Source organism: Enterobacteriaceae endosymbiont of Macroplea mutica (assembly GCF_012571345.1).
Taxonomy (GTDB): domain Bacteria; phylum Pseudomonadota; class Gammaproteobacteria; order Enterobacterales; family Enterobacteriaceae.
Map to the genome: position 1 here is coordinate 59180 of NZ_CP046218.1, position 19208 is coordinate 78387.

19 protein-coding genes and 2 tRNA genes are annotated in these 19208 nt (G+C 21.9%); 15 read left to right on the top strand and 6 right to left on the bottom strand.

Features of this window, described 5'->3' with window-relative positions; genetic code table 11:
* The first annotated feature begins 13 nt into the window (after window positions 1-13).
* Together erpA and gpmA are read left to right on the top strand one after the other, a co-directional pair.
* On the top strand, window positions 14-361 hold the full coding sequence (gene erpA, locus GJT87_RS00310) for an iron-sulfur cluster insertion protein ErpA (RefSeq protein WP_168895445.1): 348 nt from the start codon (window positions 14-16) through the stop codon (window positions 359-361).
* A 13-nt stretch (window positions 362-374) separates the two neighbouring features.
* Window positions 375-1076: a 2,3-diphosphoglycerate-dependent phosphoglycerate mutase gene (gene gpmA / locus GJT87_RS00315; RefSeq protein WP_168895446.1), complete on the top strand. Its 702-nt coding sequence runs from the start codon at window positions 375-377 to the stop codon at window positions 1074-1076.
* Here gpmA and pta read toward each other — a convergent pair whose 3' ends face one another.
* Together pta and GJT87_RS00325 are read right to left on the bottom strand one after the other, a co-directional pair.
* A complete protein-coding gene (gene pta / locus GJT87_RS00320; RefSeq protein ID WP_168895447.1) occupies window positions 1077-3236 on the bottom strand; it encodes a phosphate acetyltransferase in 2160 nt (719 codons plus the stop codon).
* A 16-nt stretch (window positions 3237-3252) separates the two neighbouring features.
* Window positions 3253-4470, bottom strand: a complete 1218-nt coding sequence (locus GJT87_RS00325) for an acetate kinase (RefSeq protein ID WP_168895448.1) — start codon at window positions 4468-4470, stop codon at window positions 3253-3255.
* A 183-nt stretch (window positions 4471-4653) separates the two neighbouring features.
* Here GJT87_RS00325 and GJT87_RS00330 point away from each other — a divergent pair.
* A tRNA-Cys gene (locus GJT87_RS00330) sits at window positions 4654-4724 on the top strand.
* A gap of 21 nt (window positions 4725-4745) precedes the next feature.
* Window positions 4746-4831, top strand: a tRNA-Leu gene (locus GJT87_RS00335).
* A 13-nt stretch (window positions 4832-4844) separates the two neighbouring features.
* Here the strand turns inward: GJT87_RS00335 and truA are convergent.
* Window positions 4845-5651, bottom strand: a complete 807-nt coding sequence (gene truA, locus GJT87_RS00340) for a tRNA pseudouridine(38-40) synthase TruA (RefSeq protein ID WP_168895449.1) — start codon at window positions 5649-5651, stop codon at window positions 4845-4847.
* 138 nt (window positions 5652-5789) lie between these two features.
* Here truA and GJT87_RS00345 point away from each other — a divergent pair, with 138 nt between their 5' ends.
* From GJT87_RS00345 to lipA, 3 genes are all read left to right on the top strand, one after another.
* Window positions 5790-6944 carry a hypothetical protein gene (locus tag GJT87_RS00345; protein ID WP_168895450.1) on the top strand — a complete coding sequence of 385 codons (1155 nt, stop codon included), beginning with the start codon at window positions 5790-5792 and terminating at the stop codon, window positions 6942-6944.
* Window positions 6944-7576, top strand: a complete 633-nt coding sequence (gene lipB, locus GJT87_RS00350) for a lipoyl(octanoyl) transferase LipB (protein ID WP_168895451.1) — start codon at window positions 6944-6946, stop codon at window positions 7574-7576. Before GJT87_RS00345 ends, lipB begins: the two co-directional genes overlap by 1 nt.
* A 71-nt stretch (window positions 7577-7647) precedes the next feature.
* Window positions 7648-8517, top strand: a complete 870-nt coding sequence (lipA, locus tag GJT87_RS00355; protein ID WP_168895452.1) for a lipoyl synthase — start codon at window positions 7648-7650, stop codon at window positions 8515-8517.
* Between the two features lie 217 nt (window positions 8518-8734).
* Here lipA and cspE read toward each other — a convergent pair whose 3' ends face one another.
* Window positions 8735-8944, bottom strand: coding sequence for a transcription antiterminator/RNA stability regulator CspE (gene cspE, locus GJT87_RS00360; protein WP_168893754.1), 210 nt, complete (start codon window positions 8942-8944; stop codon window positions 8735-8737).
* 192 nt (window positions 8945-9136) lie between these two features.
* On the opposite strand from cspE, the gene GJT87_RS00365 reads away from it, so the two are divergent.
* The 3 genes from GJT87_RS00365 (at window position 9137) to GJT87_RS00375 (ending at window position 12993) form a co-directional block, all read left to right on the top strand.
* Window positions 9137-9907, top strand: coding sequence for an enoyl-ACP reductase FabI (locus GJT87_RS00365; protein ID WP_168895453.1), 771 nt, complete (start codon window positions 9137-9139; stop codon window positions 9905-9907).
* A gap of 142 nt (window positions 9908-10049) precedes the next feature.
* On the top strand, window positions 10050-11591 hold the full coding sequence (locus tag GJT87_RS00370; RefSeq protein ID WP_168895454.1) for a Re/Si-specific NAD(P)(+) transhydrogenase subunit alpha: 1542 nt from the start codon (window positions 10050-10052) through the stop codon (window positions 11589-11591).
* Window positions 11592-11613: 22 nt separating this feature from the next.
* Entirely contained in the window at window positions 11614-12993 is a 1380-nt protein-coding gene (locus GJT87_RS00375) for an NAD(P)(+) transhydrogenase (Re/Si-specific) subunit beta (protein WP_168895455.1), read from the top strand.
* Between the two features lie 70 nt (window positions 12994-13063).
* On the opposite strand, the gene GJT87_RS00380 is transcribed toward GJT87_RS00375, so the two are convergent.
* Entirely contained in the window at window positions 13064-13813 is a 750-nt protein-coding gene (locus GJT87_RS00380) for a cyclic nucleotide-binding domain-containing protein (RefSeq protein WP_168895456.1), read from the bottom strand.
* 524 nt (window positions 13814-14337) lie between these two features.
* Window positions 14338-15903: an Rne/Rng family ribonuclease gene (locus tag GJT87_RS00385; RefSeq protein WP_168895457.1), complete on the bottom strand. Its 1566-nt coding sequence runs from the start codon at window positions 15901-15903 to the stop codon at window positions 14338-14340.
* 283 nt (window positions 15904-16186) lie between these two features.
* Between GJT87_RS00385 and GJT87_RS00390 the strand changes: the two genes are divergently transcribed.
* From GJT87_RS00390 to fabG, 5 genes are all read left to right on the top strand, one after another.
* Window positions 16187-17143: an RluA family pseudouridine synthase gene (locus tag GJT87_RS00390; RefSeq protein ID WP_168895458.1), complete on the top strand. Its 957-nt coding sequence runs from the start codon at window positions 16187-16189 to the stop codon at window positions 17141-17143.
* Between the two features lie 65 nt (window positions 17144-17208).
* Window positions 17209-17400: a 50S ribosomal protein L32 gene (gene rpmF / locus GJT87_RS00395; protein ID WP_168895459.1), complete on the top strand. Its 192-nt coding sequence runs from the start codon at window positions 17209-17211 to the stop codon at window positions 17398-17400.
* 53 nt (window positions 17401-17453) lie between these two features.
* Window positions 17454-17906: an acyltransferase domain-containing protein gene (locus tag GJT87_RS00400; RefSeq protein WP_168895460.1), complete on the top strand. Its 453-nt coding sequence runs from the start codon at window positions 17454-17456 to the stop codon at window positions 17904-17906.
* 35 nt (window positions 17907-17941) lie between these two features.
* Window positions 17942-18418 (top strand): ACP S-malonyltransferase, encoded by a 477-nt coding sequence (locus GJT87_RS00405; RefSeq protein ID WP_168895461.1) that lies wholly within the window; start codon window positions 17942-17944, stop codon window positions 18416-18418.
* A gap of 17 nt (window positions 18419-18435) precedes the next feature.
* Entirely contained in the window at window positions 18436-19176 is a 741-nt protein-coding gene (fabG, locus tag GJT87_RS00410) for a 3-oxoacyl-ACP reductase FabG (RefSeq protein ID WP_168895462.1), read from the top strand.
* Window positions 19177-19208 lie beyond the last annotated feature (32 nt).

The window sequence follows — 19208 nt, forward strand, 5'->3', positions numbered from 1 at the left end:
TATAACATATTATATGCATACATTATCTTCTAAAATATCTATTACATTAACACTAAATGCTGCCAATAAAATTAAATCATTAATATTACCGGAACAAAGACAAATATTAAAATTTCGAATTTTTATTATTGGTGGTGGTTGTAATGGTTTTCAGTATCAATTTAAATTAGATGATACTGTTCATAAACATGATTGTATTATTGATACATTAGGAATTAGTATTATTGTAGATAAAATAAGTATTCAATACATATCAGGTAGTTGTATTGATTATATTGATAATCTTAATGAATCTAAATTTAAAGTAAATAATCCACAAGCAAAAATTACTTGTAATTGTGGTTCTTCTTTCGATATATAAGAGGTAATAATATATGTCTACCATTAAAGTAGTCTTATTGAGACATGGGCAAAGTAAATGGAATAAAGAAAATTTATTTACAGGATGGCATGATGTTTCATTATCTGAAGAAGGTAAGATAGAAGCAATAGATGCAGGGAAAATATTAAAAAATTATAATTTTTTATTTGATTATGCTTATACTTCAGTATTACAAAGAGCTATATGTACTTTATGGTACATATTAAAAGAACTAAACCAATTATGGATACCTGTTATAAAGAATTGGAGATTAAATGAAAGACATTATGGCGCTTTACAAGGCATGAATAAGTTACAGATAACACAAAAATATGGAGAAAAACAAGTTACATTATGGAGACGTAGTTATCAAATTAATCCACCAGCTTTAACAATTGATGATCCGCGTTGTCCTAGATATGATGCTAAATACTCTCATTTAGAAGATTATGAATTACCTTTAACAGAAAGTTTATCTACTACATTGAAAAGAGTTGTATATTTTTGGGAAAATAATATTTTCCCAAAAATAAAAAATGGCGAACGCGTTATTATCGTAGCACATGGCAATTCTTTAAGAGCACTAATTAAATATATAGAAAAAATTAGTGATAATGATATTATCAATTTAAATATTCCTACAGGAATACCTATTATTTATGAGTTTAATCATAAAATGAAATTTATGAAACGTTTTTATTTAAATAATATATAATCAAATTGATTTTTTAGTAGTTTGTATAGCAGTAACGGCTATAGTATATACAATATCTTCAATAGATGCACCTCTAGAAAGGTCATTCACTGGTTGCTGTATTCCTTGCAATATAGGGCCTATAGAGACTATATTAGCAGTTCTTTGTACAGCTTTATAAGTAGTATTCCCAGTATTTAAATCTGGAAATATAATAGTATTAGCATGACCAGCAATATTAGAATTAGGTGCTTTATATCGACCAATATTAATATCTATTGCGGCATCATACTGTAATGGACCATCTACTAATATTTGAGGTGCATTATGACGTATTAGTTGTGTAGCTTCATAAACTTTTTTTGCTTCTAAACTGTTGCTAGATGTTCCTGTAACATATGAAATCATAGCTATTTTAGCATCTATATTAAATAGAGCTGCTGTTTCTGCAGTTTGCAAAGCAATTTCTGCTAATTGTTTATAGTTAGGATTAGGATTAATTGCACAATCACCATATATTAAGATTTTTTGTGGTAATAGCATAAAAAATATTGATGATATAATAGAATACTGTGATACAGTTTTAATAATTTGCAATGCTGGTCTAATAGTATTAGCTGTAGTTTGACTTGCTCCTGCAACAATGCCATCTACTTGCTTATTTTTGAGCATCATAGTAGCTACTAACATATTATTTATTAATAATTTTTTAGCATCAATAATACTTATTCCTTTTTCTTTCCTCAGAAAAAATAATTGTTCGATATAATTATTACGTATAGAATCAGGATTAATAATTTGTATATTGTTATATTGAATATTAATATCATATTCTTTAGCTATATTATGAATATGTTGAGGATAACCTAATAAAATACAATTTGCAATTTTATTTTTTGCACATATTGAAGCAGCTTTAATAGTACGTATTTCTTCTCCTTCTGGCAATAAAATAGTTTTATGTAGTTTAATTGCTTTTTCCATTAATAAATATTTAAAGATTTCTGGATTATTATAAATAATATGTTTTTTTTGTGTAAATATATTTTTTGGTAAAAAAATGGAAATATATTGAATTATTTGTTCTATAAAAGAAATATTTAAATAAAAAAATTTACTTTGATAGAAATATTGTAATTTATTATAGATAATATTATTATCATATTTTGTATACATGATATTAATGTTTTTTTTGTTTGCTAACAATATAAATTGTTTGATAATTTTTTTTTCTACATCTTTAGTAATATTATTTATATTACTCATATTAGTTATTAATATATTGTATGTTATAGTATTAATATCAGAAGATATGATATTATATAACTGTTTTATTATTTGATTATTATTATAAGAAATAATCAACAAAGACATATGATAACAACAAGATTTTATTATTAAATTTTCATATACAAAAATGATGTTTTTTATCAAAAATGTATTTTGAATATTTTTATTTATCATATTACAACACAAATATTGACATAAATGATTTATTGTAATACCTAATAGGCGTGTAGTATCATATATAATTGTATAAATATTATTATCATAATTATTTTTAGAAGATAATTTTGAGCTATTGTGGTGCATATATGTGGTATAGTAAGAAAATTGGTTATATATATTAAAAAATAAATTTTGTGTATTATAATTTTGTATGATAATTTTCATACTACTACTACTGATAGTAGTATTAGTCATGACTTGTTTACTAATGTAATTGATATTATTTTGTATGTATTTATAATCTATATCTATATCACTAGAAGCAGTAATAAATACTATTTCGGCGTTTAAAATCTTTGCTATTTTACAATTTAAAAAAAATGTCAATATTTCATGTTGTCGCGACATAAAACCTGTTATAAACATAGTATAATTTTGGTCATTATATTTATAAAAGTTATTAACTATGCTATTAATAACTTTATTATAATAAAAATTATCATTTAATTTACTTATATTGTTAATTATTATGGGTTGTATGTATTTGATCTTTAAATACTTTTCAATATAATATTTATTACGTATACATGTTTGTTCTTGAGTTTTTAAAATTGGATTAAATAATATAATTTTATGAAATTGAGACTGTAACTTATTTAATAGAGTAATATTAATATTATTAAAAAAATTTATATTAACATTAATAGGTATTGTAATAATAACTTTATTCATAACAATCACCATTTTTTTATATATTACATAATTTTGCAGTATTTTGTGCAATAATTAATTCTTCATTTGTAGGAATAACTACTATAGGTATACTATTATTTATTTGATGTATCATGCCTATTTCACCCAAAATAGTTTTTTTATTTAATATTGGATTTATTTGCATATTTAATATTTTTAATTTTTTAATTGTTTTATCTCTTATTAAAACACTATTTTCACCAATACCACCTGTAAATACTAAAGCATGAATTTTATTTTTTAGTAAAATACTATAGGATGCTATGTATTTAGATAAATTTTGTATAAAAATATCTATGGATATTTTTATTTGTTTGTTATTATAATATTGTTTTTCAAGATATCTAAAATCACTTGTTAATTCACTAAGTCCTAACATGCCGGATTCATTCATTAAAATATTACTAATATCATCTATATTCATATTCAATTGTTTATACATATAAAAAATAATAGCAGGATCAATATTGCCGCATCTAGTTCCCATAGTTAAACCTTCTAATGGTGTTAAACCCATAGAAGTATCTATACTTTTACCTTGATATATTGCAGTAATTGAAGATCCATTACCTAGATGGCATGTAATACCATTAAATTTTTTTAACGGTATTTTTAATAAACGAGATACTTGTTGTGTGACAAATTGATGACTAATACCATGTGCGCCATATCTTCTAATCTTATATTTTGTATAAAATTTTAAAGGTATAGCATACAGATAAGATTTTTTAGGCATGGTTTGGTGAAAAGATGTATCAAATACTGCTACTTGTTTATTTTGTAAATGTGGTAATAATTTAATAATACTTTTAATGCCTATTAATTGTATTGGATTATGTAAAGGAGCAAAAATAGCTGCTTGTTGTATTGCTTGCATAACATTATTATTAATAATAACTGGATGTAAAAATTTTTCTCCTCCATGAACAATGCGATGTCCTACTGCTTGTATGGTATTAAATATGTTATTATGTTGTTTAAACAATATATTATGAATTAAATACTTTAATGCTAATTCATGATCTGTATGATCATTAAAATTTACTTTTTTTTTTTGATTATTAATCTGCCATGTTATATAAGCATGATTACAAAAATTTTCTGCGATACCATATAATATATTTTTATTTGTTATCATATTAATGATAGAAAATTTTAAAGATGAACTACCACAATTAATGACTAATATTAATTTCATAACTCTTACTTCCATTTATTAAATATTTAATTTATTAAATCTTAATTTAAAAAAATGATTATTCAATATTATACATTTAAACATTATAAAGACATTGTATTTATATAACAAATTATAAATTTAATAAATTTATTTATATTTTAATATATACAAATATATTTATTTCATTTATAATGAAGCAGTTATAAATATTATTTTGGCGCATTGGCAGAATGGTGATGCAGAGGATTGCAAATCCTTATATTACGGTTCAATTCCGTAATGCGCCTATGGTCTTTATGATATTATGTGCCCAGGTGGTGGAATGGTAGACACAAGGGACTTAAAATCCCTCGACAAATGTATTGTTGTGCGGGTTCAAGTCCCGCTCTGGGTATAATACATTACTTTTAATAGTTAATAAAAAACATTTTTATGTTATTTTTTGGACTAGGTATATAAAAGTATTTAGGATAGACAATATGTGATAAATATAATCCGTGTGGTTGTACAGTATGTGCTGCTTTTGTTCTATCTTTTAATTTGATAAGATCTGATATCCATGTTGTTGGTTGTTTACCAATACCAACATATAATAAACATCCTACAATATTTCTTACCATATGTTGTAAAAAAGCATTAGCTTTGATATCTATAATAATATATTGCTTATTCTTTAAAACACGGCAATGTATAATTTTTCTTTTAGAATGTTTAGATTGACATTGGGAAGAACGGAAAGAAGTAAAATTATGTTCGCCAATTAAAAATTGAGCAGCTTGGTTCATTTTGTTTATATTCAGCGTATGTTTATAATGCATAACAAGTTTATTAAAAATACTTACTTTATGAGAACAATTATAAATTATATAATGATAACAACGAAATAAAGCACTAAACCTAGCGTGAAATTTTTGATGTATAGGAATTAACCATATGAGTACTATATCATCAGGTAGTAAGCTATTAATACCAAAAAACCAAGATTTATGAGTCCTATAAGTATATGTTTCAAAATGAGCAACTTGTCCAGTACTATGTACACCAACATCGGTACGACCACCACAAAAAACATCTACCATGTGATTAGCAATCTGTGATACTGCATTTTCTATATATTGTTGTATAGTTTGATCATTATTTTGTTGTTTTTGCCAACCATGATATTTATTACCACTGTATTCTATACCTATAGCAAATTTATATATTTTATTCATTATATTTATAATTTATATTTATAAGATCATTATATAACATTAATTATACTAATTTAAATATATATTATATAATATTTATATTTTCTTTGTTTAATTATAAAAATATAAATTACATTTACACTTTTAAAAGAGTTTTTTATGAAAAAAAAAAAAATATTGTATTTTACAAAATATACTTTTATAACATTAAGTAACTTAATAAAATTTTTCTTTATAATGATATTAATAACAGGTTTACAACATCATATATATGCAAAAAATATTTTTTCTGATAAAACAAAATTACTAACATTACATATTAGTAATACATCAGCGTCTTTATTAAGTAAAAATAACTATTTTATTTTATTAAATAACATTATCAATATATATTATAAACCAGTTAATTTAACGAAAATAATAATTAATGATATAATGAAAGTAATCATCAATCCTTATGATATATATCATGTTAATCATATAAACATTAATATTCATTTAATAGAATTGCCCATTAATAATAATACTATATTACATTATATTAAATTTATATTTCTTGACAAAATAATATGTACATTTATCTTAATTAAAAACTTAATAAATATTATTATTTATAATATTAAATTTAATATTTTTATTACAAACAAATGTTTCAAACAAAATAATAGTTTTCCCTATATAAATTATGATATTAAACAGATTAACATAAAAAAAATCTATAAAAATCAAATTGATCTAATCAATCGMATAAATATTTTAAAAAAAATAGTTACTAAAACTATAAAAACATTATGGATGTTACAATTACGTGTTAATCAAATTAGTATCAAACATATAAAAAAATTTCAAAATAATGTTATGATATTAAATAATAAATTTTATATAAACATCATGACAATAATGTTAAATAATAATATAACAAGTAAGAATGTTTCTGAAAATAAAAAAATATCTTACGAAATATTACAATATTTTAGAAATATTCAGTTATTACAAAAATATCAAAAAATTGCAAGCATTCCTGTGTATTATGGGAAATATMGTGTAATTAAAATTGGTTTATATGAAACTGTTTATGTAACAGTTTTAAGAACTCAAGAAAAAAATATTCATATTTTATATCATGTATGTAATAATAAAATATTAGCTCCGATATATAAAAATCAAATATTAGGATATATGTGTTTTATGAATAAAAATCATATACTTAAAATATATCCATTAGTTGCATTAAATGATGTACCATTAGGTAATTGTTTTATTAGATTTTTAGATTATGTTCGTTTGATATTAAGTAAATGGTTAAATCAATAATGTTAAATCAAAGAATTATTATTCGTAATTTAGGAATAGAATCTTGGCATATAACGTGTTGTAAAATGTTTAATTTTAATTCTCAAAGAACCATAAATACTTTAGATGAAATATGGATGGTAGAACATGTTCCAGTATTTACACAAGGTAAAACTACTAAATATAATGATATATTTTATTTTAAACATAATATACCATTGTTTGAAACAGATAGAGGAGGGAAAATTACATTTCATGCTCCAGGACAGCAAATTATGTATTTTCTCATAAATTTAAAAAAAGCATCAATTAAAATCAGACATTTTATTTATATTTTAGAAAAAACTATTATTAATACATTATTAAATTTTAATATTCTTGCTATTACAGGAACATTATACAATCAAAATCCTGGCGTATATTATCAAAATAAAAAAATTGCTTCTATCGGTTTAAAAATATCGAAAGGATGCACATCACATGGTTTATCATTAAATGTTAATATGAATCTAATACCTTTTAATTACATATATCCATGTGGTTATAAAAATTTATGCATGACACAAATAAAAGAATTTATACCTCAAATTAAAATGTTAACAGTTAAAAAATTATTAATAAATAATTTTATTACATTATTTAAACAACGTTAAAGAATATATTAATCTTCTATATATTATTTGTTATGATAATTATCATTAATAATATTTTTTAAAAATAAAACATGAAACAAAACTTATTAATAAAACCTAATTGGCTGAAAGTTAAATATTATACAAAACATTTAAAAAAAATTACACACATTAAATCTATTCTCAGAAAAAATAATTTGTATTCTGTATGTGAAGAAGCAGCATGCCCTAATATTACAGAATGTTTTGGTAAAGGACAAGTTACTTTTATGATATTAGGTAATATTTGTACTAGAAATTGTTCTTATTGTAATGTTACACATGGACGACCTATTGTAAAATATGATAATAATGAACCTTTATATTTAGCACGTATGATATATAAAATGAAATTAAAATATGTAGTTATTACGTCTGTTAATCGTGATGATTTACTAGATAAAGGTGTACAACAATTTACAAATTGTATACAACATATTAAAGATATGAATCATAATATTAAAATAGAAATTTTAGTACCAGATTTTAAACATTTTGTTAATGAAGCTATAGATATGTTAGGACAAAACTTACCACATGTTTTTAATCATAATTTAGAAACTGTAGAACGTTTACATAAACATATACGTCCAGGTGGTAATTATACACAATCATTAATTTTACTTAAAAAATTTAAACAAAAATATCCTCATATAATTACAAAATCAGGTTTAATGGTTGGTTTAGGAGAAACTATAACAGAAATATATAAAACTATTCAAGATATAAAAAACAATGATGTAGATATTATTACTATCGGACAATATTTACAACCTACCAAAAAACATATTTCTGTAAAAAAATATATTAGTTTACAAGAATTTATGCAAATGAAACATTATGCGATAGATATTGGTTTTAAACAAGCAATTTGCGGTCCATTAATTCGTTCTTCATATAATGCACAATATTATTCATTATAATTTTTAATAATGTTTTATATTGATAACTTTTAGATTTATAAATAACTGGCCTCTGAAAAGTTCCAATTTATGTAAAACTCAAATAACGAATATATACAATTTTATTCAAAAAACACAATATTATTATATACACATTCTGAATATTCACAATTAAAACTCTCTCAGAGGCATTTAGTTTTATGTTATAAATTTTGTACTTTTATTTTTTTAAAATTATCTAAATAGCGACAACATTAGCAGCAGAAGGGCCTTTAGCACCATTAGTAATTTCAAATTCTACTTTTTGTCCTTCAGTAAGTGTTTTAAAACCACTACTCTGAATTGCAGAAAAATGTACAAAAACATCTTTACTACCATCTTCAGGTGTAATAAATCCGAAACCTTTAGATTCATTAAACCATTTTACATTACCTTTAATCTTGGACATCAATCATTACCTTTACATAAAAAAGACACGGAAAAGTGTGTCATAATAAAGTACATCAATTAATTACATATTTGTCTAGTGAAACACAGTAAAAAAGTGACTAAGATCAAATTTTTATAATTTTTTTGTTAAAAAAATAAATTTTACCCTAATTAATATTAGTAATTATTATAATATATTTTATACAACATAATGTCTTTATTAACAGGAAAAAAAATACTTGTAACTGGCATATTGAATAAGTATTCTATTGCTTATGGTATAGCTAAAATGCTTTATAAACATAAAGCAGATTTAATCATCACATATCAAAATAAAAAATATAAGGATAAAATCCAACAATTAGTAAATAATATTACTCCATATCCTATTTTAAAATGTAATTTTGCTAAAGATAAAGATATCAAAAAATTATTTCAAAAAATTTCAACTATATGGAAAACATTTGATGGTTTGATATATGCTATTGCTTTTATGCCTTTTTATAAATTATGTAATAACTTTATTGATAATATATCTCGTAAAACATTTAATATCACTCATGATATTAGTTCATATACTTTATTTGGTATTTTAAAAGAAGCAAAAAATATGTTAAATTATCATTCTTCTATTATTGTTTTAACATATTTAGGAGCAGAACGTGTAATTAAAAATTATCATATTATGGGTTCTGCTAAAGCTTCTTTAGAAGCTAATATACGTTATATTGCTTGTTATTTAGGGAAGAACAATATTAAAGTAAATGGGATTTCTACTGCACCTATTGCAACCGTATCAGCAAAAACAATAAAAAATTTTCATAAAATGAAAACATATTATAAACAAAAAGCTCCTTTAACATATCCTATTACAATAGAACACATTGGTAATGTAGCAGTATTTTTATCCTCTTATTTATCAGATGGCATTACTGGAGAAATTATTCATGTCGATGGAGGATTTAATATTATTGCAATCTAAATTTATATTAACGTTTAAATTTAAATATAACTTTTATATATTTATTTTTATGCATATAATATAAATTATTATATAACATATATTAAGATCTTTTTTATTTATATAAATAATTTATAAAATTTTATAACAAAGGAAATATATAATGTTAATTGGCGTCCCTAAAGAAACATTATTACAAGAAACTAGAATTGCTATTGTGCCAAACACAATAAAAAAATTAGTACAATTAGGATTTAGTGTATATGTAGAAACAGGCGCAGGAGAAAAATCATATTTTTCAGATAAAAATTTTGTAGATTGTGGAGCTATAATTGTTAATAATAATAAAATATGGGAATCTAATATTATTATTAAAATTAATCCGCCAACAAAAACAGAGATTAGTTTTTTACAAAGTAATACTATATTAATTAGTTTTATTTGGCCTAATAAAAATAATGAGATTGTATCATTATTAGCATCACGAAATATCACTACTTTAGCAATGGATTTAGTACCAAGAATTTCTAAAGCACAATCCTTGGATGCATTAAGTTCCATGAGCAATTTAGCAGGTTATCGTAGTATTATAGAATCTATATATTTATTACCCAAACCCTTAAATGGTCAAATTACTGCTGCAGGTAAAATTGACCCAGCTAAGGTTTTAGTAATAGGTGCTGGAGTAGCAGGATTATCAGCTATTGCAACAGCAAAAAGTTTAGGTGCTGAAGTAATAGCATTTGATACAAGAAAAGAAGTCAAAGAACAAATTAGTAGTATGGGTGCTACATTTTTAGAATATTCAGAAAAATATAAACAATATGATCATATTTTTAAAAACAATAAAAATATACATGAAAGTATAGAAAAAAAAACAATATGTCATATACTAAAAAACATTGATATAATTATTACTACAGCTTCTATACCAAATAAAAAAGCTCCTATACTTATCGATAAAAATATGGTTGCACAAATGAATCCTGGTAGTGTTATTTTTGATTTATCTATCGAAAATGGGGGAAATTGTGAATTAAGTAAAATAAATGAAACAATAGTAACAAATAATCATGTGACTATTATAGGAAACACTAACTTACCTAGTAAACTACCAATACAATCTTCAAAATTATATAGTAATAATATTACTAATTTTCTGAAAATATTATATAATAAACATGATCAAAAGATACATATTAATCTGAAAGATGAAATCATACATTGTATGTTAATTACTTACAAGAAAAAAAAATTATGGCCTATTAAACCATTTATTCAAAAGAATAAAATTAATAATATTCCTTATATTGCTCCYGCAAATGTTAAAAACAAAAGTGTATATACACAAAAAAATATTAAAACAAATAATATTTTTACATTCAGTATATATGCATTAATATGCATATTAATTTGTTATGTATCATTTTTTATACCACCTATAACTATATTACATATTAATATTTTTGTTTTATCTTGTATAATAGGATACTACGTTATATGGAATGTCAATCATAAATTACACACTCCATTAATGTCTGTAACAAATGCTATTTCAGGTATTATTATTATTGGTGCTATTTTACAAATGAATAGTAATATATTAATTATTAATGTTTTATCTTTTATTGGTATTTTAGTATCTAGTATTAATATTTTTGGGGGTTTAACTATTACTAGACGTATGTTAAAAATGTTTTCTTAAAATTTAGAAGGATTAATCATCAATGTTATATGGATTCATTTCAGTTATATATATGATATCTGCAATATTATTTATTATAAGTCTTGCATATTTTTCACAACAACAAACTTCCAAAAAAGGTAATTTATGTGCTATTAGTGGAATGTTTTTTGCGATTATTACTACTATCTGTAATAATTATTACAATACTATTTATATAATAGTAGCAATTTTTTTAGGTGCTATTGTTGGTATCAATATATCTAAAAAAATTAATATGACTAAAATACCACAATTAATAGCTATTTTACATAGTTTTGTAGGTCTTACTGCTATAATTGTTGGTTTTAACAATTTTTTATTAATGATACATTTTCATCATAACATTAATCAATTGCAATTATCTGAAATTTTTATTAGTATTTTTATTGGTACGATTACCTTAATTGGTTCTATTATAGCTTTTGGTAAATTAACAAATATATTATCTTCTAATAATTATATAACGCAATATAAACATACAATTAATATTGTTAATTTCATTTTTATATGTGTTTTAATGGCATTTTTTTTAACTATTCATAATACGAAATTACAAATATTAATTTTAATATTAATGATTATTAATACATTATTTTTTAGTTTTACATTAATTATGGGAATAAATGGTGCTGATATGCCTATTGTGATATCTATGTTAAATTCATATTCAGGATGGGCAGCATCAGCATCAGGTTTTATTTTAAATAATGATTTATTAATTATTACAGGTGCTTTAGTAGGATCTTCTGGCGCTATATTAGCATATCTCATGTGTAAAGGGATGAATAGATCTTTCTTAAATATTATATTAGGTGGTAAACATAAAAAAAATATTGTTATACATAATAATATTAAACAGATATATCAAAATATTAATATCAAAGATACAATTAATATTTTAAAAACATCTAATAATATTATTATTGTTCCAGGATATGGTTTAGCTGTTGCACAAGCACAATATGAACTATCTAAAATTGTAAAAAAATTATTTTCATATAATATAAAAATTAAATTTGCCATACATCCTGTTGCTGGAAGATTGCCAGGACATATGAATGTATTATTAGCAGAAGCAAATATCCCATATAACATGGTATTCGAAATGAATGAAATTAATAATAATTTTAAATATACAGATACCGTCATAATTATAGGAGCTAATGATACTGTAAATCCTACAGCATTAGAAAATATAGAAAGTCCAATTTCTGGAATGCCTGTTTTACATGTTTGGGAAGCAAAAAAAATTATTATCTTAAAAAGAAGCATGGGACAAGGTTATTCAGGAATAGATAATCCTTTATTTTATAATAAAAAAAGTTATATGTTATTTGGCGATGCTAAAGATAACCTGAATCAAATTTTACAAAATATGTAAAAYTAAAGTTTACTCATTATATATATATTTATATATATATTAGAGTGAGTAAACTTTATAAAAAGTTAACTTATTTRTTTAWTAAATAAATAAGTTTTATATAATTAATAATTTGAATGTATTTACCACGTATAATAATAATTTTATTTTTTTTAAATTTACTAAAAATTCTACTAATAGTTTCTGTAGCTAAACCTAGATAATTACCTATATCATATCGATTCATAGATAATTTAATAAATTTTATAGAATCTTGTGAAATATGATTTTTTTTATATAAATTATATATAAAAGCAGCAATTTTTTGTTCTGCATTAAATTTAGATAATAAAAATATAAGTTGCTGATACTGTACTACTTCTTTTATTATGTAATTAATTATATAATTATGAATGATAGGTATTTGATTATAAATATATGTAAAAACATTTAATGGTATTAAACATATAGTTGATTGTTCTAAAGATTGTGTAAAACTATTGTAATAACCATTAATAATATTATCTAAACCGAATAAGTCACCATGAAAATAAAATTTAACAATTTGCTCTGTACCATATTGAGTAATAAAAAAATTTTTTATTACTCCAGAACATAATATATATATATAATTAATAGGATCTTTTTCTTGAAATAATATGTACCCCTTTTGTATTATTTTTTTTTTAGTAAAAATATTATAATGTTCTATTTTATTTTTTTTAAAAAAATAAAATATACATATTTGTTGTACATAACAATAACTACAATAGTTATTACATGTTTTTAATTGTGATTGTTTTTTATTATATTTTTTTTTAAGAATCATCTTATTTATCATAATAATAATGAAGTATATTTATAAGTATCTCTCATAACAAATTCTGCATTTAATTAATAAAAAATATTTATAATTAAAGATATATTTCATAATATTCTTCTTTAAAAATTTAAAGATTATATTTAAGGAATTAAAAAAATAATTCTATACATTTATAATGAATTTCACAATGAAAAATTGTATTATATGGAAATATATTTATTATAGAAAATTTTCGTCTTATTTTTTATACTAATAAGTTAGTTATATTACAATAATACATATTATTTAAAATTACTAATTATATTATTGTAATATAATTAACTTATTCATAACTAATATATTATTATAAATAATAATATTAATTTTCTTTTTGAATATTTCTTATTATTTATATGTAAATAAATAACTATAGATTTTTATAAAATATAATTATATTAAATAAAATATAAAATTTATTATATAATAATATTGATAAGATTAATTTTTATTTATAAAATGGTAAATTCAATAACAAAAGAAAACATCCATATATATATGTAATTTTATTTAAAGCATTGTTTTATAAAACATAGAATTTTATTATACATAACTACTATATTATATAATATTTTCTTTATTTTTAAATGAATATTTTTTTTATTTATCTGTTTTTTTTTTCTCATAATATAATAGTTAGGGGTATATAATTTAGTATCAGGAACTATAGATATTTTAATATTTCTTTTTTGTATGGCATATATAACCTGTTTTTGTTCTTTTAATAAATAATTCGCAATTTTAATAGGTACTGTAACATAAATTTCTTGAGTCTGATTTTTAAATGATTGTTCCTCTATTAATCTTAAAATCGATAATGATAAAGATTTATTATTTCTTAAAAATCCATTACCACCACATCTTGGACATATATAATAACTAGAATCTTTTAAAGAAGAATGCAATCTTTGACGTGACATTTCTAATAAACCAAATCTAGAAATATGATTAATTTGTATTTTGGCCCTATCTTTTTTAGTTTTAGCTTGTAATCTTTTTTTTATAGTAAGTTGATGAGTAATAAGAGACATATCAATAAAATCGATTACGATTAAACCGCCAATATCTCTAAACCTTAATTGTTTAGCAATTTCATCAACTGCTTCTAAATTAATATTAAATGCTGTTTCTTCAATATCAGCACCTTTAGTAGCTTGAGAAGAATTAACATCTATAGATGTTAAAGCTTCTGTTGAATCTATTACAATAGATCCTCCAGAAAATAAACGTACTTTACGTTGAAAAGCTGTTTCTATTTGTGATTCAATTTGATAATAACTAAATAAAGGTATAGGTCCTTTATAAAATTTGATTTTATCATAAAAATCTTTATGACCTAATATATTTATATAATTTTTAGCAGTTTGTAAGATTTTAATATTGTCTATCAAAATTTCTTGTATGTCAGGGGTTAAATAATCTCTTAGTGCTCTAATAATAATATTACTTTCCTGATAAATTAAAAATGGTGATATTTTTTTATTAGCAGTATGTTTAATAATTTCCCAATGTTTTAATCTACATTGCAAATCTAAATTCAATGTTTTAAGATCTTTGCCAATACTAGAAGTACGTATAATTATACCCATTCCATTAGGAATAGATAATAATGATAGTTTTTGTTTTAATATATTTCTAGCATTGCCACTAATTTTTTTAGAGATACCGTAAATATGTGGATTATTAGGTAACAAAATTAAATAAATACCAGCTAAACTAATAAAAGTAGTTAATGATGCTCCTTTATTAGCTCGTTCCTCTTTATTAATTTGTACAATAATATTTTTATTTTTAAAAGAAAATTTATTAATTAGTTTGGTATGCGTGATGGTATCACGTAAATATTCTTGTGCAATATCTTTAAAAGGTAAAAAACCATGTTTATCACTTCCATAATCTATAAATACTGCTTCCAGACTAGGTACAATACGACTAATTTTACCGATGTATATATTAGATTTTTTTTTTTTATAATAAGTATTTTCTATATCTAAATCATATAGTTGTTTTCCTTTTATTATTGCAATGCGTACTTCTACAGATTGTGTTGCATTTATTAACATTTTTTTCATAATAAAATATATATATCCCATTTTTTAAAATTTGATTCTTTGCATAAATATTAATCTTATATTTATAAAAATTTAAAATATATGTAAATAATACAAATATATTTTTTTATATTATTTTAAAAAGTAAATAAATTTTAAGTATTGGATTACAAGACATAGAAAATAGCATTACTTATTTATATAAAATTTTATCTTACTGTATCAAAACATATTTTTGATAACAAAATTTTATTATATTATACTTTAATAACATATAATTATAAATTACAATGGTTGTGATGATATGTATAATAATATAGGTAATAAATTTATAACGATATTAAATAAAGACAACATACAAAGAATAGATAATTTTTTAATTAAAAATTTTAAAAATATCCCTAAAAGTATTATTTATAAAAATTTAAGGATAGGTAAAATTAGAATTAATAATCATAAAACATTACCACAATATAAATTACATCTTAATGATATTATATATATCCCTAAATTATATACAAATCATATAATAAAAAAAAAATCTATTTCTATAAATAAAATAGATTTTTTAAAAAAATTAATTATTTTTGAAGATCAATATTTTTTAGTATTAAATAAACCATCAGGTATAGCTGTTCATGGTGGGAGCGGTATCCATTATGGTATTATTGAAAGTTTRCGTTGCTTATATAAAACAACTAAATTTATAGAATTAGTACATAGAATAGATAAAGATACTTCTGGTATTTTATTAGTAGCAAAAAAAAAATATATTTTACAAAATTTACATAAACAACTAAGAGAACAACAAATACATAAAGAATATTTAGCTTTAGTAAAAGGTAATAAAATACAACATTGTTTATACACGATTAAAAGTTTTTTACTTAAAAACTTTAATAATAATAAAAAAAAAGTACAAGTTCATACACAAAAAGGTAAATTTTCAGAAACACAATATAAAGTTATACAAAATTATAAAAATATGATGTTAGTAAAAATTATACCTTTAACAGGACGTACACATCAAATTAGAGTCCATATGGCATATGCAGGCCATCCTATAGCTTATGATCAACGTTATGGTAATACAGATGTAAACATAAAACTACAAAATATATTTGGTTTAAAAAGACTTTTTTTACACTCTTATAAAATTAGTTTTACACATCCTGTAACACAAAAAATAATATTTTTCCATGCACCTTTAGATCATCATTTAAAAAAATGTTTATTAAAATTKAAATATATAAAATTTTAATATACATATAATTAATATTATTATATGATTTAATATAAGTAAAATATAATGGATGTTATAAAATTATGGCAGTACCAAAACATAAAATAAGTAAGTCTAAACGTGGCATGAGACGTGCGCATCAATCATTACTATTAAATAATATGTTATTAATAAACAAACGCACTGGCGAAAAAAATTTATACCATCATATTTCCACAGATGGATTTTATCGAGGTAAAAATATATTATATAAAGTTACTCAAAATAATAATTAATAATTATTCATATACATATGTAAAATAATAAATTGACTAAAGTTTTGATAAATATGATTAAAAAATATGCTGCATTTTTTCCAGGTCAGGATGTTTTGTATTCTCTTCATAAAATATCCAGTATGTATCACCACTATAAAATTATACAAGATACTTTCAATGATGTTTCTGATATTATTGGGTATGATTTATGGAAATCAATACAAAATAAATCATTATTTAAATTATGTGTATTACATCATCAATCAGCAATTATTGCAGTATCTATTGCATTATATCAATTATGGATACAGAAAAGTAATAGTATTATGCCAAGCATTATATTAGGACATAGTTTAGGTGAATATACAGCACTAGTATGCAGTAAAACTATAACGTTATATGATGCTATTAAAATAATTAATATACGTAATAAATTAATGTATGAAGCTAGTTATAATTTATATGATTATAATATGCCGGGATATTATATGCAAGTTATCATAGGTTTAAAAAAAAAATTGTAGAAAATATTTGTAAACAATATTCAAAAACTAAAGATGTGATTGCTATTGCAAGTTTTAACTCTTTAAAAAATGTTACTATTAGTGGACACAAAAAGGTCGTTTTAAAAGTAGTTGTATTATGTCGAAAATTAGGTGCACGTACTATACCGTTAAATATAAATATTCCTACACATTGTAATTTAATGAAACCTATCATTAATGAGTTTCAATCAACATTAGATATAATATTTTTTAATCCTCCGCAAATACCATTTATAAATAATGTAGATGCTAAATGTGAATATCATGTTAAAAAAATTAAAAAAGCTTTAGTACGACAATTATATTGTCCTGTAAATTGGTATCATAGTATTAAATATATAATGAATAAAAACTTTTTATATGTTATTGAATTTAGCACACAACAAACTTTAAGTTATATCTCTAGTAATATTACAAAAAAGATCAATTATAATAGAGTTTATACGCCAAAAAAATTAAATATAACATTACAAAAATATTTTAAAAAATAAGGAACATAATAATATATATGAATTTTAAAAATCAAGTAGTATTAGTGACAGGAGCAAGTCGAGGTATAGGATATAATATTGCTAAAACATTAGCTGATTATGGAGCATATGTTATTGGAACAGCAACCAGTAATAATGGTGTAAAAATTATAAATGATACTTTAAAAAAACAAGGTATGGGTAAAAAATTAAATTTTATAAAAGATAATCACATATCTATAAATAATATTATACAATATATAATTAATAATTTTGGTAAAATAGATATTTTAATTAATAATGCGGGAATTATTAATGATCACACGATACTAAAAATGACAGAACATGAGTGGGAAGAAACTTTAAAAGTTAATTTAACAGCAATATTTTTAATGTCTAAAATAGTAGTAAAATATATGTTACAAAAATCGTTTGGACGTATAATTAATATTAGTTCAATAATTGGTCATATAGGTAATATTGGACAAACTAATTATGCAGCATCTAAAGCAGGTATAATTGGTTTTAGTAAATCATTAGCACAAGAAGTCGCTAATAAAGGTATTACTGTAAATATAGTATCTCCAGGGTATATTGATACAGATATGACGCATAATATACCAAAAAATAAAATACAAAAAATTATATCGAAAATACCAATGGAACGTTTCGGTACAGTACAAGATGTTACAAATACTGTGATATTTTTATGTTCACGTAAAACATCATATATTACTGGGGAAACTATACATGTTAATGGTGGTTTATATATGGCATAAAATAAGATTGCTTTTTAACATGATATTACACA

Coding starts and splice junctions, on each gene's coding strand:
- erpA (WP_168895445.1), top strand. CDS start 14: ATGCATACATTATCTTCTAAAATATCTATTACATTAACACTAAATGCT.
- gpmA (WP_168895446.1), top strand. CDS start 375: ATGTCTACCATTAAAGTAGTCTTATTGAGACATGGGCAAAGTAAATGG.
- pta (WP_168895447.1), bottom strand. CDS start 3,236: ATGAATAAAGTTATTATTACAATACCTATTAATGTTAATATAAATTTT.
- GJT87_RS00325 (WP_168895448.1), bottom strand. CDS start 4,470: ATGGAAGTAAGAGTTATGAAATTAATATTAGTCATTAATTGTGGTAGT.
- truA (WP_168895449.1), bottom strand. CDS start 5,651: ATGAATAAAATATATAAATTTGCTATAGGTATAGAATACAGTGGTAAT.
- lipB (WP_168895451.1), top strand. CDS start 6,944: ATGTTAAATCAAAGAATTATTATTCGTAATTTAGGAATAGAATCTTGG.
- lipA (WP_168895452.1), top strand. CDS start 7,648: ATGAAACAAAACTTATTAATAAAACCTAATTGGCTGAAAGTTAAATAT.
- cspE (WP_168893754.1), bottom strand. CDS start 8,944: ATGTCCAAGATTAAAGGTAATGTAAAATGGTTTAATGAATCTAAAGGT.
- GJT87_RS00365 (WP_168895453.1), top strand. CDS start 9,137: ATGTCTTTATTAACAGGAAAAAAAATACTTGTAACTGGCATATTGAAT.
- GJT87_RS00375 (WP_168895455.1), top strand. CDS start 11,614: ATGTTATATGGATTCATTTCAGTTATATATATGATATCTGCAATATTA.
- GJT87_RS00385 (WP_168895457.1), bottom strand. CDS start 15,903: ATGAAAAAAATGTTAATAAATGCAACACAATCTGTAGAAGTACGCATT.
- rpmF (WP_168895459.1), top strand. CDS start 17,209: ATGGCAGTACCAAAACATAAAATAAGTAAGTCTAAACGTGGCATGAGA.
- GJT87_RS00400 (WP_168895460.1), top strand. CDS start 17,454: ATGATTAAAAAATATGCTGCATTTTTTCCAGGTCAGGATGTTTTGTAT.
- fabG (WP_168895462.1), top strand. CDS start 18,436: ATGAATTTTAAAAATCAAGTAGTATTAGTGACAGGAGCAAGTCGAGGT.